Source organism: Salidesulfovibrio brasiliensis JCM 12178, assembly GCF_001311825.1.
Classification (GTDB): Bacteria; Desulfobacterota; Desulfovibrionia; order Desulfovibrionales; family Desulfovibrionaceae; genus Pseudodesulfovibrio; species Pseudodesulfovibrio brasiliensis.
Window position 1 is genome coordinate 58,820 of record NZ_BBCB01000003.1, and the last position, 14,020, is coordinate 72,839.

Annotated in this window: 17 protein-coding genes; 4 read left to right on the forward strand and 13 right to left on the reverse strand. The window is 61.0% G+C overall.

Going from position 1 to position 14,020, the window contains the following annotated elements; genetic code table 11:
* Nucleotides 1-142 precede the first annotated feature (142 nt).
* The 5 genes from JCM12178_RS02350 to JCM12178_RS02370 all read right to left on the reverse strand — a co-directional run bounded on the left by JCM12178_RS02350 (nucleotide 143) and on the right by JCM12178_RS02370 (nucleotide 5,012).
* Nucleotides 143-1,918 (reverse strand): midas domain-containing protein, encoded by a 1,776-nt coding sequence (locus JCM12178_RS02350; protein ID WP_054648418.1) that lies wholly within the window; start codon nucleotides 1,916-1,918, stop codon nucleotides 143-145.
* A 79-nt stretch (nucleotides 1,919-1,997) separates the two neighbouring features.
* Nucleotides 1,998-2,372 carry a cytochrome c3 family protein gene (locus JCM12178_RS02355; protein WP_054648420.1) on the reverse strand — a complete coding sequence of 125 codons (375 nt, stop codon included), beginning with the start codon at nucleotides 2,370-2,372 and terminating at the stop codon, nucleotides 1,998-2,000.
* 170 nt (nucleotides 2,373-2,542) lie between these two features.
* The gene (gene cobJ, locus JCM12178_RS02360) at nucleotides 2,543-3,289 is read right to left on the reverse strand and encodes a precorrin-3B C(17)-methyltransferase (protein WP_054648422.1); all 747 of its coding nucleotides are present in this window, start codon (nucleotides 3,287-3,289) and stop codon (nucleotides 2,543-2,545) included.
* Nucleotides 3,274-4,329, reverse strand: coding sequence for a cobalt-precorrin 5A hydrolase (locus JCM12178_RS02365; RefSeq protein WP_054648424.1), 1,056 nt, complete (start codon nucleotides 4,327-4,329; stop codon nucleotides 3,274-3,276). Before JCM12178_RS02365 ends, cobJ begins: the two co-directional genes overlap by 16 nt.
* Nucleotides 4,330-4,370: 41 nt before the next feature.
* Nucleotides 4,371-5,012, reverse strand: coding sequence for a class I SAM-dependent methyltransferase (locus JCM12178_RS02370; RefSeq protein ID WP_157054673.1), 642 nt, complete (start codon nucleotides 5,010-5,012; stop codon nucleotides 4,371-4,373).
* Nucleotides 5,013-5,183: 171 nt separating this feature from the next.
* On the opposite strand from JCM12178_RS02370, the gene JCM12178_RS02375 reads away from it, so the two are divergent.
* Genes JCM12178_RS02375 through JCM12178_RS02385 form a run of 3 tightly spaced genes read left to right on the forward strand, consistent with a single transcriptional unit; the run spans nucleotide 5,184 to nucleotide 7,540 of the window.
* Entirely contained in the window at nucleotides 5,184-5,882 is a 699-nt protein-coding gene (locus JCM12178_RS02375) for a flagellar brake protein (RefSeq protein WP_054648428.1), read from the forward strand.
* An 18-nt stretch (nucleotides 5,883-5,900) separates the two neighbouring features.
* Nucleotides 5,901-7,103: an HD-GYP domain-containing protein gene (locus JCM12178_RS02380; protein WP_054648430.1), complete on the forward strand. Its 1,203-nt coding sequence runs from the start codon at nucleotides 5,901-5,903 to the stop codon at nucleotides 7,101-7,103.
* An 11-nt stretch (nucleotides 7,104-7,114) separates the two neighbouring features.
* Nucleotides 7,115-7,540, forward strand: a complete 426-nt coding sequence (locus JCM12178_RS02385) for a hypothetical protein (RefSeq protein WP_054648432.1) — start codon at nucleotides 7,115-7,117, stop codon at nucleotides 7,538-7,540.
* Here JCM12178_RS02385 and JCM12178_RS02390 read toward each other — a convergent pair.
* The 4 genes from JCM12178_RS02390 to JCM12178_RS02405 all read right to left on the reverse strand — a co-directional run bounded on the left by JCM12178_RS02390 (nucleotide 7,537) and on the right by JCM12178_RS02405 (nucleotide 9,541).
* The gene (locus JCM12178_RS02390) at nucleotides 7,537-7,782 is read right to left on the reverse strand and encodes a cysteine-rich small domain-containing protein (protein WP_054648434.1); all 246 of its coding nucleotides are present in this window, start codon (nucleotides 7,780-7,782) and stop codon (nucleotides 7,537-7,539) included. The genes JCM12178_RS02385 and JCM12178_RS02390 overlap by 4 nt on opposite strands.
* A gap of 79 nt (nucleotides 7,783-7,861) precedes the next feature.
* Complete coding sequence (locus JCM12178_RS02395; RefSeq protein ID WP_245628570.1) at nucleotides 7,862-8,080, reverse strand: DUF4389 domain-containing protein; 219 nt, start codon at nucleotides 8,078-8,080, stop codon at nucleotides 7,862-7,864.
* A gap of 55 nt (nucleotides 8,081-8,135) precedes the next feature.
* A complete protein-coding gene (locus JCM12178_RS02400; RefSeq protein ID WP_054648436.1) occupies nucleotides 8,136-8,972 on the reverse strand; it encodes a substrate-binding periplasmic protein in 837 nt (278 codons plus the stop codon).
* A gap of 173 nt (nucleotides 8,973-9,145) precedes the next feature.
* The gene (locus tag JCM12178_RS02405; RefSeq protein WP_054648438.1) at nucleotides 9,146-9,541 is read right to left on the reverse strand and encodes a secondary thiamine-phosphate synthase enzyme YjbQ; all 396 of its coding nucleotides are present in this window, start codon (nucleotides 9,539-9,541) and stop codon (nucleotides 9,146-9,148) included.
* Nucleotides 9,542-9,784: 243 nt separating this feature from the next.
* On the opposite strand from JCM12178_RS02405, the gene JCM12178_RS18570 reads away from it, so the two are divergent.
* Entirely contained in the window at nucleotides 9,785-9,943 is a 159-nt protein-coding gene (locus JCM12178_RS18570; RefSeq protein WP_172677057.1) for a hypothetical protein, read from the forward strand.
* A gap of 60 nt (nucleotides 9,944-10,003) precedes the next feature.
* On the opposite strand, the gene cobM is transcribed toward JCM12178_RS18570, so the two are convergent.
* From cobM to JCM12178_RS02425, 4 genes are all read right to left on the reverse strand, one after another.
* Complete coding sequence (gene cobM / locus JCM12178_RS02410; RefSeq protein ID WP_054648440.1) at nucleotides 10,004-10,768, reverse strand: precorrin-4 C(11)-methyltransferase; 765 nt, start codon at nucleotides 10,766-10,768, stop codon at nucleotides 10,004-10,006.
* A 362-nt stretch (nucleotides 10,769-11,130) separates the two neighbouring features.
* Nucleotides 11,131-12,534, reverse strand: a complete 1,404-nt coding sequence (gltX, locus tag JCM12178_RS02415) for a glutamate--tRNA ligase (RefSeq protein ID WP_054648442.1) — start codon at nucleotides 12,532-12,534, stop codon at nucleotides 11,131-11,133.
* Nucleotides 12,535-12,614: 80 nt separating this feature from the next.
* Entirely contained in the window at nucleotides 12,615-12,839 is a 225-nt protein-coding gene (locus JCM12178_RS02420) for a NifU family protein (protein ID WP_054648444.1), read from the reverse strand.
* A gap of 56 nt (nucleotides 12,840-12,895) precedes the next feature.
* Nucleotides 12,896-13,969 (reverse strand): HDOD domain-containing protein, encoded by a 1,074-nt coding sequence (locus JCM12178_RS02425; RefSeq protein ID WP_054648446.1) that lies wholly within the window; start codon nucleotides 13,967-13,969, stop codon nucleotides 12,896-12,898.
* Nucleotides 13,970-14,020: the final 51 nt, after the last annotated feature.

Consider the following 14,020-nt stretch of genomic DNA (forward strand, 5'->3'; position numbering starts at 1 on the left):
AACGAAAGAAACCTGGCGGCACCTTTCGTTTTTGGGCGTCTGTATCATGGTCGGCCCCGGCTCGTCGAGTCGGAAGTGGGGCCGGAAACGAATACAGGCCCGCATGGGCGGGCCTGTGGGAAACACGTATGTGCAGGGCGCCCTAGTCGCCCATTTCGTTCATGAGCGCGGCGATCTCTTCGCGGATGATCCGCGCGGCCTCGGCTGGAACAGCCTTGGCAACCTCCTCCCGGACCATCTCGGCCACGGGGTCGGTGTCGGGCGTTTCGGGCTCGAAATCGGCTGCGGCTTCGGTCACTGCCTTGCGGGCCTCGTCGGCCACGAGGTCGCGAACGGCCTTTTTGACTTCCTCACGGATGAAGCCCTTGAAGCTTTCCACGCGGTTTTCCAAAACGTCCACGCGGGAGACGAGCTCCAGTTCATGCGCGGCTCCGGCCTTCATGAGCATCTCTTCGATGCGGCCCACGCGGTTGTCCACCGAGGCGCTGCCTGCGCCGCCTTCCATTTGGCCGAGGCGGCTTTCCAGCGCGTCAATGCGCATCATGAGCGCCTCGCTCACAACGGCGTCGGTGGTCAGATCGCCGCCGAGGTCGAAGGTGTCGTCCTCGGCCATGTCGGAGACGTCGATATCCGAGACGTCTATATCGCTTTCGTCAAGCAGGCTTTCCATGGCCTCGTCATCGCCGGTGTCGTCGTCGGGCTCTTCACCCGTTCCACCGCCGAGGCTTGCGAGTTCCTCGTCGGTCAGGGCGTCGATGTCCGGCTCGGCTATGTCGATGTCTTCTTCGATGATAGCGTCAAGGGCCGCTTCCTCGGGGCCTTCGTCGTCTTGGGCGTCTTCCTGCGCTGCCGGGGAATCTTCGTCTTCGACATCGGCCAGCAGTGAGTCGATGTCGTCGGCTTCGGTGTCCGCCTCGGGTGCAGGTTGGGCGACTTCCGGCTCGTCCGGGGTTTCCGCCGGAGCTTCTGGCTCCGTTGCGGTCTCGGGCGGGGCTGCCGGTTCCGCTTCGGGCGCGGGCTCGGCCTCTTCAGCCGGTTCCGCTTCTTGGGAAATTTCCTGAGGCTTTTCTTCCTGTACAGTTTCTTCGGGCTGCACAGTTTCTTCGGGCTGCGCGGCTTCTTCGGGCTGCGGCTCTTCCGCCGCCGTTTCCCCTTCGCCGCCTTCTTCAAGCAGGTCGTCCAGCTCTATGGCGTCAAGGTCGTCGCCGGAGTCCGCCTCCGCTGCAGCGGCGGGCTGGGACGTCTCTTCGCTGATTTCGTCCACCCCGGCCAGCAGGGCGTCGATGTCGTCTTCCTCTTCCTGCGGCTGGTCATCATCGGAGAGGGCGTCTTCAAGCCCGTCGAGGTCCAGATCGTCGTCGGAGCCCGGTGCTGCCAATTCGGCACCAAGGTCGAGGGGTTCCTCGTCGGCTTCCGGTCCGGCGGTGTCTTCCGCGCTTTCGGGAGAAGGTTCGGGAGCGGCTTCAGCTTCGGGCTGGGCGGCATCGTCCGGGACTTCAAAATCCGCGCCGAGTTCGAGGGGCTCCTCGTCGTCGGAGACGGTCATCTCTTCGCCGAGTTCAAGGACATCGTCGTCTTCACCGTCGCTGGCGATGTCGTCTAGAACCAGTGGCTCGGAGTCGTCCTCGAGCACGTCGTCCAGAACGAGCACATCGTCGTCGGCGTCGTCGGGAGTCTTTGCGTCCGGCTTTTCCGTGGCAGGGGAGTCGTCGCCTGCCTCGGCCTCATCGTCGAGCATGATGGGTTCCGCCTCGCCTGTGGGTGCTTCTTCACCGAGCTCTTCGGCAAAAAGATCCTCGAGTTCCTGCTCGAAGTCGGCGTCCGTGGCTTCCGGCGAGTTGTCACCGGAGGAGTTGCCGTCGCCTTCCACAATGTCGGTCAGCTCGAGAATGTCATCGGACGAATCAGACGGGGCCATGCTCGGAACCTCCGGAGAGACGGTTTTGGAAAAAGAGGGGGGCCGCTTGCCGCAGCCCCCCTGTCAACCTAGTGCGGCTTTAGCCCTTGGGGTGGCAGTCCTTACAACCCATGGGGCCCTTCTTCTCTGCCCTGTGGCACTTGATGCAGAGATCGTGGTAGGCCTTCTTGAAGGAAGGCGTTTCGCCCTTCTTGGCGCGCTTGGCTACGTGGCAGCCTTCGGCAGCGCAAGACTGAACTTCAGACTTGCCGTCCCACTCGTGGTGGCAAGTAGTACATTCGGGCACGAGCTTTTCGTGAGCGGCGTGCGGGAATTGAACGGGGGCCTGTCTCATTTTGAAGGGAGCCTTCAGTTCGATGTCAGCCGGAGCCTTGGGGGCGGCGCTCAGGTTGGGCAGTGCGAAAGCACACACCAGAGCGGCGACTACAAGGCTGATCATGAGAGATTTTTTCATTACTCCTCAGTCCTCCTGTTGCGAAAAGGTATAACGTCACACTCTCTACTATTGCGGAATAAATGACCAGTCCCGCTGTGTCAAGCCGACTTGACCAAGAGAGAGGCCGCCTTTCTACTAGAAATGTGGGGACTTCTGCAAGTGGATTGTGACATATTTCACCACTTCCCCTACAGTTGGTATTTGTCCCCGTACCCTCTTGGCGTGAGCATGTATCCGCCGCAGAGGCGAGTGCTGCTATTGCCAATGATGAGGGTCGTTTGCATGTCCACGTCCTCGGGGTTCACCGAGTCGAGGCGGACTGTCCTGACCTGCTGCCCCGGACGAAAGGCGCGGCCCACGATGCCCACAGGCGTGTGCGGTTCCCGGTGCCGGGAGATGATTTCGAGCGCTCTGGGGAGCTGCGACCTGCGCTTTTTTGAACGCGGATTATAAATGGCCATGACAAAGTCCGCTGCTGCTGCGGCGTCGAGGCGGCGTTCTATGGTCTCCCAAGGGGTCAGAAGATCCGAAAGGCTTACGGAGGCGAAGTCGTGCATCAGGGGTGCGCCCAGAAGCGCTGCCGAGGCGTTGAACGCCGCAATACCGGGAATGACCTCGAAGGGCACGCTGTCCAGCAGTCCCTCGACTTCGAGGATTTCCAGCGCAAGCCCGGCCATGGCGTAGATGCCCGCGTCCCCGGAGCAGACCAGCGCCACGCGTCGGCCCTTTGCGGCCTGCTTCACGGCGGCGCGCACGCGCTCCACTTCGCCCATCATGCCGGTTGAGAAAACTTCCTTGCCCGACAGCATGGCCGGGTCGACGAGGTTTATGTATCCTTTGTATCCGACAACGGTGTCGGCGTCCTTGAGCGCACGGCTGGCGGCCGGGGCCATGAGGGCCGCGTCGCCGGGACCGAGACTTACGACAACAAGCATTCGCTGCTCCGCGCCACGGCAAGCGTGGCCTTTTTCGATTTCTTTTTGGGGATGACCAGTGCTCCGCCGCCCGAGCCGAGGATGGCGGCGGCCTCGCATACTGACGGCGTGCCGATGACGTCAAGCACGAACTCCGAAGGCGAAGGGGCGTCCACTTCGGCCAGCGTCTCGCTGGGGTAGAACTCGATATCGAGGCCGAGTTCGCGGGCCGCTTCGAGAAGACCGGCTTCGTGACGTTTGGCCTCCACCGAGGCGATGCCGGTGACGCTCTTCAGGCTGAGGCGGGCGTCGCGGAGGGTCTCGTGAATCAGGGTGAGGATTTCGTCGCGCTCCGCCCCCCGGCGGCAGCCGATGCCCATGACGAGCAGCCTCGGGTGCAGACGCAGCGCGGTTTCGTCGCGACAGTCCTCGCGCCATGAGACCCAGATGCCGGGATCGCCTTCTGTCCATTCTTCGCGGCGCACTTCGCGCATGAAGCGTCCGTCGATGCCTCGCAGGTGCTCTTCGGGGTCGTATATCTGCACTTCCATGCCTTCAAGCCAGGCTGCGTTGATGCGTTTGACCGCGTCGAGGTTGCCGATGACCAGCCCGGAGCGGGCGGCCATCATGTCTGCGGAGGGAAGCCCCTCCATGTCCGTGGCGGTGGTGATGACCGGGTGGCCCTTGACCGCTTCGGCTACTCTGAGCGTCAGGGCGTTGCCGCCGCCGAGGTGTCCCGAGAGCAGGCTGATGACGTGACGGGCGTGGTGGTCCATGCAGACCACTGCCGGGTCGGTGTCCTTGCTGATGATGTGCGGGGCGATGACGCGCACTGCGATGCCCGTGGCCGCAATGAAGATGTGTCCCTCGTACCGATTGTAGGTGTCCGCAAGGCATTGGCGCAGGGAGGTGTATGGCGTGGCGGCCTCGCCCCCGGCCATGCGTTCGGGCACGAAGACGTCCGCGTCGAATGTTTCGCGAATCCTGCGCGCCGGGCTCAGGCCCTGCCGCGTGACCACGTAGACTGCCAGCTTCATGAGAAAGCTATAGCCGATTTGCATCCGATGCGCCACGGTTGCGCCCGAGGTGCAGGGCAGAGGCGCTATGACTGGCTAACGAAGTACAGCCCGGTCGTTCCCGAGAGGGCTGTGCGGCGCAGCTTCCAGCGAGCGTTCATGCGGTCGAGGAAGCCTTCGGCAGCGCCCGTGCGCATCCAGTTCCGGTAGTTGGCGAAATGCTCGCCGCCCGCCAGCCGCTCCACACAGTGCACGCCCCATGCGCCGAGTCGTGACGCGCCGTGCGGGTGACGGTAGTCGGCCAAGACCACCAGACCGTGCGGTCCGACCACGCGGATGGCCTCGCGGAAGATCGCCTGCCTGACCGGTTCCGGTTTTTCGTGCAGGGCAAAGGTCAGCGTGGCGGCTGGAAAGGACGCGTCGAGGAACGGCAGGGCCGTGGCATCGGCCAGAGCTACGGGGATGTGCGGCCGTTTCTTGCGGGACACGGCAAGCATGGCCGGGGAGAGGTCAACGCCGGTGGCTGGGATGCCGGCTCCGGCAAACACCTCGGCCAGCAGGCCTGTGCCGCTGCAAATGTCGAGAACCGCTCCCTGCCCGGCCAGAAGTCCGGACATGCGGCGGAAGACCGATGCGAGCGGCCTGCCCACTATGAAGTCGTACCAGTTGGCGGAAACGGCGTATTCGTCCATGAAGGGCAGAGTACGGGCTTCGCTTGTCGGCGGCAATGGATTATGCGTGCACGGGAGGAAAGAATTGCACTTTCAGACGGTTGGGGGTTTTCCCCAAAAAGATGTCTTATTTTGGGTTTATTTCCCTGTATCAGGCTCTTGCGCATCAGGCGACATAATGGCTATGATTATTATCTGGTGAAAAGAGAATAAATACAGGAAAGCCGCATGCAAACACAGGTGGAGACCAGCGTTGCCGAGGAAGCATCCTCGGGCAACGGCCAGATAACCAAAATGCCGGGTGTCAACCTTGAGGTGGCGCTGGGGGCTGACATCGTGGTCAAGTTCCCGGGCGTGCCGCAGGGCTACCGGGGCCGCATTGTCGGGTTCGACCCGTATGAGTACATTGCTTCCAATGTGCGCCTTCCCTCATCGGTGCGGCAATCCTTGAGCTACAAAGGTTCAGTGGTTATCAAATACGTCCATGAAGGAACTGTGTACGGTTTCGAGTCCGTTGTCCTCAATCACATCACCCGTCCGGCACCTCTTCTCTTTTTCGACTACCCCGACACCATTGAGAAGCTCGACCTCAGAAAGTCCTCACGCACGAACTGCAACATCGACGGCACCCTGCATACCTCGGAAGCCGACTACGACTGCCTTGTTGTCAACGCCAGCGAGACCGGCTGCCGACTGTCCGTGGCAGTGAAGAGCCGCGACGCGCTCACGCGGGCTCAGGTGGATGACGACATGGTCGTCAGTCTTGCGCTGGGCAATCTCGGCAATCTCAAGCTGCCGATCGTGATACGCAATATAGAAACCAGCCACGGCGTGATACTGCTCGGCTGCATGTTCACGGATATAAACGAGGAAGAGCAACAGCTTATCACCGCCTACGTGGAGAGAATCGCCAAGTTGGCCCGTTGACGGTGAAGGAGAGGGGCAATGATCAGGAAGATTTCCGTTCAGGATCTCAAGCCCGGAATGGAAGTGGTGCGCATGTCCTCGGACATGTGGACCCATCTGCCCTATCTGTACACCAAGCCCGGCGTCATCGAGTCGGAGATGCAGATACACCGCATCCGGCAGGAAGGGTATCTGGACGTCTTCGTGCGGTACGAGATCCCGGGATCGACGGAATCCGAGGAGGAGCGGCTGGAGCGGCTCATTCTCGACCGCACCAGCAAGGCCCCGGCCAAGAACAACGCGCCGTTTCACGAGGAATTTCGCAACGCCCGCAAGGCCTACGACGAGGCGTTGCATCTGACCAGGCGGATGGTCTCCGACGTCAAGATGGGTCGGCAGGTGGACGTGGAAGCCACCGGCCACGCCGTGGAAGGCATCATCGAAACCGCGGCCCGCAACCCCGACGCGCTCATCTGCCTCTCCAAGCTCTCTCGCTACGATTCGTACACCTACGCGCACAGCATTAACGTGGCCGCCATCGCCGTCGTCTTCGGCGAGTATCTTGAACTGCCCAAGGATGAACTGCTCATGCTCGGCATGGCTGGGATGCTGCACGATCTCGGCAAGACCGCCGTGCCGGACCGGATCATCAACAAGAAAGGCAGGCTGACCCCCCGGGAGTTCGAGGAAGTCAAGAAGCATCCCACCTACGGTCGAAAAATACTGGAAAAATCAGGCAACATCCCGCAGCGCATCATTCAGGCCGTGGAGGAGCATCACGAGAAGTTCAACGGCTCCGGCTATCCGAGCGGGCTGCGCAAGGACGACACCGGCGTGTTCGGGCGACTGCTCTCGCTCGCCGATGTCTACGACGCGCTGACCAGCGACCGCTCCTACAAGAACGCCATCCTGCCCAACAAGGCGCTGGCCATCATGTACGGCATGCGCGATCAGGACTTCTGCTCCAGCGAGGTGCAGATGTTCATCAAATGTCTTGGGATTTTCCCCTCGGGAAGCCTTGTGCGGCTGGACTCCGGCAATCTGGGCGTGGTGCTTGAAAGCAACCCGCAGCGGCCGCTTCTGCCGAAGATCAAGGTCATCCTCGACGAGGACCTGAGGCCCATCCCGGCCCAGCTCGTCGACCTTGCGGCCACCGAGACCCCCACGGTCTCCATCGTGGAGTGCGCTGACCCGTCCCAATACCGCATCAACCTGAAACCCTACCTGCAGTCGCCGCGCTGAGGAAACCCGTCATGCTTGATAACGACCTCTGGATACCGCTTTTTGCCCTCATGGGCCTTGCTCTGGTCATTAAATTCGCGTGGCGGCCGAAGAAGCGCAAGATCCTGCGGATATCCCCGGCTTCCGTTCAGGCCTCGCGCAAGGTGGCCATCGAGGTGCTGCCTCTTGTGGAAGGGGACGCGGACCATCCCATGGATGAGCGTCTGCTGCCGTACCCCAAGGACAGGATCAAGAGCGCCCTGAAGATTCTCATCTACCAGTTCGCGCATACCAAACAGAGTGGTGAGCTGGAGCGGGTCAAGAACTGTTATGTCGGGTTGGCTCGGTTTCAGGACCTTGAGATGCTGGGAGAAAATGCAGTCAAGGTGTGCGCCTCGGAGCGGGAACGCCTTTCAGCGGACATTCACCGCTACCTCATGAACGCCCCCCGGGGCTAGCCCCGGATGCGTTCGCGCAGTTTTTTCAGGATGTAGTCATATCCCTCGGGCATATGCGGGATGGTGCAGCCCGTGCAGTCCTTGACTCCCGCCTCGGTCATCGCAAACCGCCCGCCGCAGTCCTCCATGAAATAGAGCGGACAAAAGCAGAACAGACAGTTGAATTTCTCCGGGTCGCGCACCTTGTGGCACGGGAAGTATTCACATTCGCTGTTCCTGAAAAAACGATAGTTGTTCTTCACTGCTTCTCGAACTCCGGTTCGGGTGCGGGCTCGCCCTCGGCGGGAAATTCGTCAAACGGGAAGGGCCGCTCGTTTTCATTCAGCGTGGCGTAGCGCAGCAGCGGTAGGCGTAGAGCGAGAGGCGATTGTTGAAGCGTCTGAGCGGGCCGCTGTAGTTCTTGGTCAACAGCAGCCACGCGTACTGGAAGAGCGTGGAGACCTGAACGATGAGGCGGACGATCTCGAAGACGAGCAGACAGACCAGCGTAACGGCCAGTCGTTTGAGGATGCTTATGCGGTCGGTATCGGTATGTGCCATGGGTGCTCCGTGGTAAATCGGTTATGTTGGCGGCCTCCCTGCTTGCGAGGGCGGATTACTGTTCGGCTGTTGACTGCGGGACAAGGAACGGGTTCGGAATATGGATGATTCGTCTGCCTTCAAGCCCGGCCTTCATCTTGTTTTCGCTGAAGTGCTCATTGAACAGCTTGTCAAAGCTCCCATCTTTTTGTGCCCGGCGCAAGCCCGCTTCGATTCTTCGGGCCAGCCGGGGCGCTTCCGGCGAGACGAAAAAGTAGCTGGGCATGGGCAGATGCAGCGCCAGCGTGGGCTCGATCATCAGGTTTGGATACTGGTTGGAGTGGGTCTCGTGTTCATCATAGATTTCAAAAAGCCCACGGATCAAGGCATCGAACCGTCCGTAGGACAGCATGCCGAAAAGACCTTCAAAATTCGGTGCGGTGACAATCTGAAAGCCATGTTCTTTGAGAATTCGGGTGGTTGTCCACTGTATTCGGGCTCCAAAGCGGACAGCCTTCAGGTCCGAATAGCTTTGAATGCGTGAGAACTTCCGGGCGTTTCCCCTCGTGACGAGCAGCAGGCGATAGTCCAGAAGGTCCTTGAGGATGGGAACGCGAATCGGGATGGCTGCTCTTTCCCACTTCGGCCTTGTGGCGGCCACGGCGACGTTCAGGCGTTTGCCTTCAATCAGTTCGGCAAGTGTTCGGTTGCGCGTCGACCCTTCGTAAGTCTTCAGCAGATTGAAGGGGCCGAAATCCGAAACGGTTTTTTCGAAAGCCAGTTCAAGCAACGCCAAGGGGTAATCGTGCCGTTTGTCGGTGGGGTTGGGGGCGTAGGTGATGACCGTGTCCAGTGCCGCGGCGGGTACGGAAAACATGAAGATGAAAAGAAGGATTGTGGACAAAATACGCATGGAGCACCATCGTTGTCAGAATAATGGCCTTCCAATAGCCCAGATTCCGTGTCTTGAGAAGGCGTAAATGGTATTGTGGGGGCAGAGTATAATGCGTGTCTTTACCCCCGCATCAAGTGATGGCGTGAACAGGTGGCCCCTTCTATCGAAGCGCGGGCTGCCGTTGGCGAAGGCTACGCCGACAACCACTTCACCCACAGCTTGCGGGTGCGCGGCCCGTCGAATTCACAGAAGAAGACACGTTGCCATGTGCCGAGCTTCAGGTCGCCGCTCTCCACGATGATCATCTGGGACGGGCCGAACATGCTGACCTTGAGGTGCGCGTCTGAGTTGCCCTCGGCATGCCTGTAGTCGCCCTGATGCGGCACCAGTCTGCGCATGTTCACCACGATGTCGCGCTTGACATCGGGATCGGCGCCTTCGTTGATGGTGATGGCACCCGTGGTGTGCGGGCAGTAGAGCAGCACGCCGCCGTCGCCCCAGCCGTTCTGCCGGATGAGCTTCTGGACTTCCGTTGTGATGTCGATCATCTCTTCCCGTTCGCGGGTGGGAATCTGCAAGGTCTCCATGGTCACACTCCCTGATGTTGCTGTCTTTGACGCAGGCTTCGGCATTCGCCGGGGCCGTTTTCATGTATACGCATGATTGCGTAAAATATCCACGCCGTTAACAGCCTTGACTGCCGCACAAGCCCCGGATGCGAGCCGAAAAAAGCGGCAATCGCTGGACTTCGTGGGGTGTATATGGGAAATACTGGTACTGTGTGAGCAGTGTCGCTCGCGCCGAGAAACCCCATACTGAGGAGAATCGAAATGGCGAATTGTCACGAGATGAAACCCGGCGACGTGTATTACTGTGAATCCTGCGGCCTGACCCTGAAGGTCGAGAAGTCCTGTTCCTGCGAGCCGGGCGGCGAGGGAGCCTGCACCGTGCCCCTGAGCTGCTGCGGCAAGGAGATGACCAAGAAGTAGATCGGACTGAAACCATCAGAAAAAAGCCCTCCCTGCACTGTGCGGGGAGGGCTTTTGCGTTTACGTGGCCTTGGCGTCGCGGAACATGTGGCGGAAGTCTTCGTCGTACAGGAGTGAGCGGGCCTCCCGGCTGTCCTGTCCCGGAAGGATGAGGAAAAGGGTCTGGCGGGTGAAGCCGTTCTCCCGCGCAGTGCGGGCAAGGTCGGCAAGCCGGGTCTCGACAATGGACTCCTCGGGCCAGCCCACGCGGTAGGCGATGACAGCAAGGGTTTCGTCCGGGCACCCGCCTTCCTGTATGGCTGCCTGCACCCCCTCGGGATCGCCAGCGGAAAGGTATACGGCCATGGCCGAACCGTGACGGGCAAGCCTGCTGAGGTGCTCGCGCTCAGGCACAGGCGTGCGTCCCTCCAGACGGGAAATGATGAGCGTCTGCGTGCCGCCGGGAATTGTAAAGGAGCGGCCCGCCGCAGCCATCCCCGCCGAGGCGGACGTCACGCCGGGAACAATGGCCCACGAAACGCCCTCGGCATCCAGCAGCTCCGCCTGCTCCCGAACGGCTCCATACAGTCCGGGATCACCGGTATGTACCCGCGCCACCGTGCCGCCGCCCTGAACGGTCTCCATGATGAGCCCATGCGTCTCTTCAAGCGACAACGGCGCGGAATCCTCAACACGAGCGTCTTCCCTCGCACACCCCACAAGCTCGCGGGGAACAAGCGAACCGGCATACAAAACAAGGTCGGCCTCCTGAATGAGCCGCCTGCCCTTAACCGTCACAAGCTCCGGATCACCCGGCCCCGCCCCGATGAAATATACTTTTGTCATGATGCCTCGCAATCCAGATTGCCCGCTACACGCTTAGCAGGCGTGCGCCTTCAAAAACCGCCCAACCTATACCCCCTCGTTCCGTCAAAGCCAACCGCTACCCTGCATCCGAGGGTGCCAGGGAGCGAGTGCCTCCGGCGGCCCTCCGGGGGCTTAAGAACCTTTTGCAAAAGTTCTTAAGAATCTCCAAAAACCTTTGGGTTGCCTTCGGCAGGGCTAGTCGTTGACGCGCAGTTTTTGCGTGTCACAAACGCCTTCAAGTCAGGGAGTGCAGAGGGGATTATCCTCTTTGCCGGGTGCAGGGCAGCGCCCTGCCCGCCGGAGGCAAAAAAAGCCCGCCGTGCAGGGCGGGCCGTTTTCTTTTAGAGCTTCACTGCCCGTTCGAGCCGTGCGAGTGTTTCGTCTTTTCCGAGCACGAGCATGGTGTCATAGATGCTTGGGCTTTGGGTCGAGCCGGTGACGGCCACGCGCAGGGGCTGGGCGAGGTTTTTGAACTTGAGTTCCTTTTCTTCCACGAGTCCTTTGCAGATGGCTTCGAGGGAGTCGTGGGTGAAGTCGCTGTCGGCTTCGATTTTGGCGCGGATTTCTTCGAGCAGCGGGCGGGCCTCGTCGTTGATGAATTTGGTGGCGGCTTTCTCGTCGTATTCGAGCTGGTCGGCGGTGACGAGGAAGGGGCGCGACTGGGGGACCATCTCGACGATGGATTTGGCGCGGGGCTGCAGGTGCGGGATGAGCGCGAGCAGCTTGGTGCGCGGGGCGTTTTCGGCGGCTTCGGGGCCGTCTTCGCGGGCGAGGAAGTCGAGGATGAGGTCTGCGAGGCGTTCGGGGTCGGCTTCCTTGATCCAGTGGGCGTTGACCCATTCGAACTTTTTGAGGTCGAAGACGGACGGGGAGTTGCCAAGGTTTTTGGTGTCAAAGAGCTTGACCATTTCTTCGGTGGAGAAGATTTCCTGATCGCCGTGGGACCAGCCGAGCCGGGCGAGGTAGTTGACGGCGGCTTCGGGGAGGTAGCCCATCTTTTCGTATTCCATGACGGAGAGCGCGCCGTGACGCTTGGAGAGTTTCTTCTTGTCCGGGCCGAGGATCATGGGCACGTGGCCGAAGACGGGTACGTCCCAGTTCATGGCTTTGTAGATGAGGATCTGGCGCGGGGTGTTGTTGACGTGGTCGTCGCCGCGCAAAACGTGGTTGACGCCCATGTCGTGGTCATCGACGACCACGGCGAGGTTGTAGGTGGGCGTGCCGTCGGAGCGGCGCAGGATCATGTCGTCCATTTCCTCGTTGTTGACGGCGATGGGGCCTTTGACCATGTCGTCGTAGGCGGTGGCGCCGTCGATGGGGGCTTTGAGGCGTACGACGCGGTCGGGACCGGGGCCGAGGTTTTTCTCGCGGCAGGAGCCGTCGTATTTCGGCTTGCGGCCTTCGGCGCGGGCTTTTTCGCGCATGGCGTCCACCTGCTCCTTGGTACAGTCGCAGTAGTAGGCGTGGCCTGCTTCGACGAGCTGGTCGATGACCTCGTTGTGGCGTTCGGCGCGTTCGCTCTGGTAGGTGATTTCGCCGTCATGGTCGAGGCCGAGCCATTTCATGGCGTCGAGGATGGCGTCGATGGCTTCCTGGGTGCTGCGTTCGCGGTCGGTGTCTTCGATGCGCAGCAGAAATTTTCCGCCGGAGTGGCGGGCGAGCAGCCAGGAGAAGAGGGCGGTGCGGGCGCCGCCGATGTGCAGGAAGCCGGTTGGGCTGGGGGCGAAGCGGGAAACGATGGTCATTGGGGTTCCTTTCATTTCGTGCGAACGCGACGCTTCGGACGAATCCTCGGCGTCGCGGTCACTGTCGTGTGCGGTTGTATCTAGTCGGCCTTTTCCACGCCTTTGACTTCGGGGATGGCCTTGAGGATGGTGCGTTCGATGGCGTTCTTGAGCGTCACCTGAGACATGGGGCAGCCTTTGCAGGCGCCTTGCAGACGGACCTTGACGATGCCGTTGTCGGTGATTTCCACGAGTTCGACATCGCCGCCGTCGGCCTTGAGCATCGGGCGTACCTGATCGAGCACGGCTTCAACTTTTTCGCGCATGGGGTTTTCCCTCCGGTTTCGATATGGAGGTGAGGTAAGTCCTTTGCCCGATTATGTCAACGAGGCTCGGGTATGAGGATGCTGAAGGAGTCTTCGAGCTCCTCGTCGAGACCGAGGATCATGTCTTCGAGCTGGTCGGGCGTGATGCCGAGGGAGGCCCATGTCTCCGGGTTGGGCGGCTGGACGTAGAATTCTCCGCTGGAGCCGATACCGAGGCCGGTGGTGATGGTTTCGGCGCAGTGGACGAGGCCGGGTTCGGCTTCCTTCTGGTTTTTTTTGGGGTTGTGGTGTTCCAGCACGGCGGCCACCAGCACGTAGGGGAAGTTCCATTTGCGCAGGAGCATCCCGCCGAGGGTGGCGTGGTCGAAGCCGATGATTTCCGCTTCGGCGTTGAAGAGCAGGTCGTCCCGGCGGCGGGCCTCGGAGATGAGCTGGGCGGCGCGTTCGGGGCGGGTCTTGAAGAATATGAGCTGGCCGATGTCGTGCAGCAGGCCGGCCACGAAGGCGCGTTCGGGGTCGCCTTTGCCGGTGACGCGGCAGAGGCCTCTGGCAACGAGACCGCAGGCGATGGAGTGCATCCAGAAGCGTTCCATGTCCACGATTTCGGGCGGGATATCCTTGAAGAGCTGCATGACCGAGGTACCCACGGCCATGGTGGAAAGCTGTTTGACGCCGACAACGGTGACGGCGCGGGAGATGGTGTCGATCTGCATGGGCAGGCTGTAGAAGGCGGAGTTGACCATGCGCAGCAGGAAGGCGGTCAGGCCGGGGTCCTGGCTGATGATGTCGGCAAGGTCGCTCGCGCTGGTTCTGGGCGAGTTGATGGCCTGCTGCAGTTCCATGAACACCTGCGGCAGGGAGGGAAGCTGCTGCTCCTTGCGCAGGATGTCGAGGGGGTCGATGTGCGTGGTGTCGACTGGCTCGTCCGTAGCTTGTTCGACGGGTTCGTATTTTTCCGGGTGCGCGGCCATGTCGCGGGCCACGTGCTCCAGCCCGAGGCGCGCGAGTTTCTTCATCAGCGCGTCGGGCTTGTGGATATGCCTGTACCGTTTGGTCAGGTAGGCTTTCGCCTTCTCCCGGATTTCCGGGGATACGTCCTCAACGTGGGTGTCGAGCAGCTCTTCGGTCATTGCACCATCCTGTTGTTCAGACCTGTTACTTACACCTTAGAGCAAATGCTC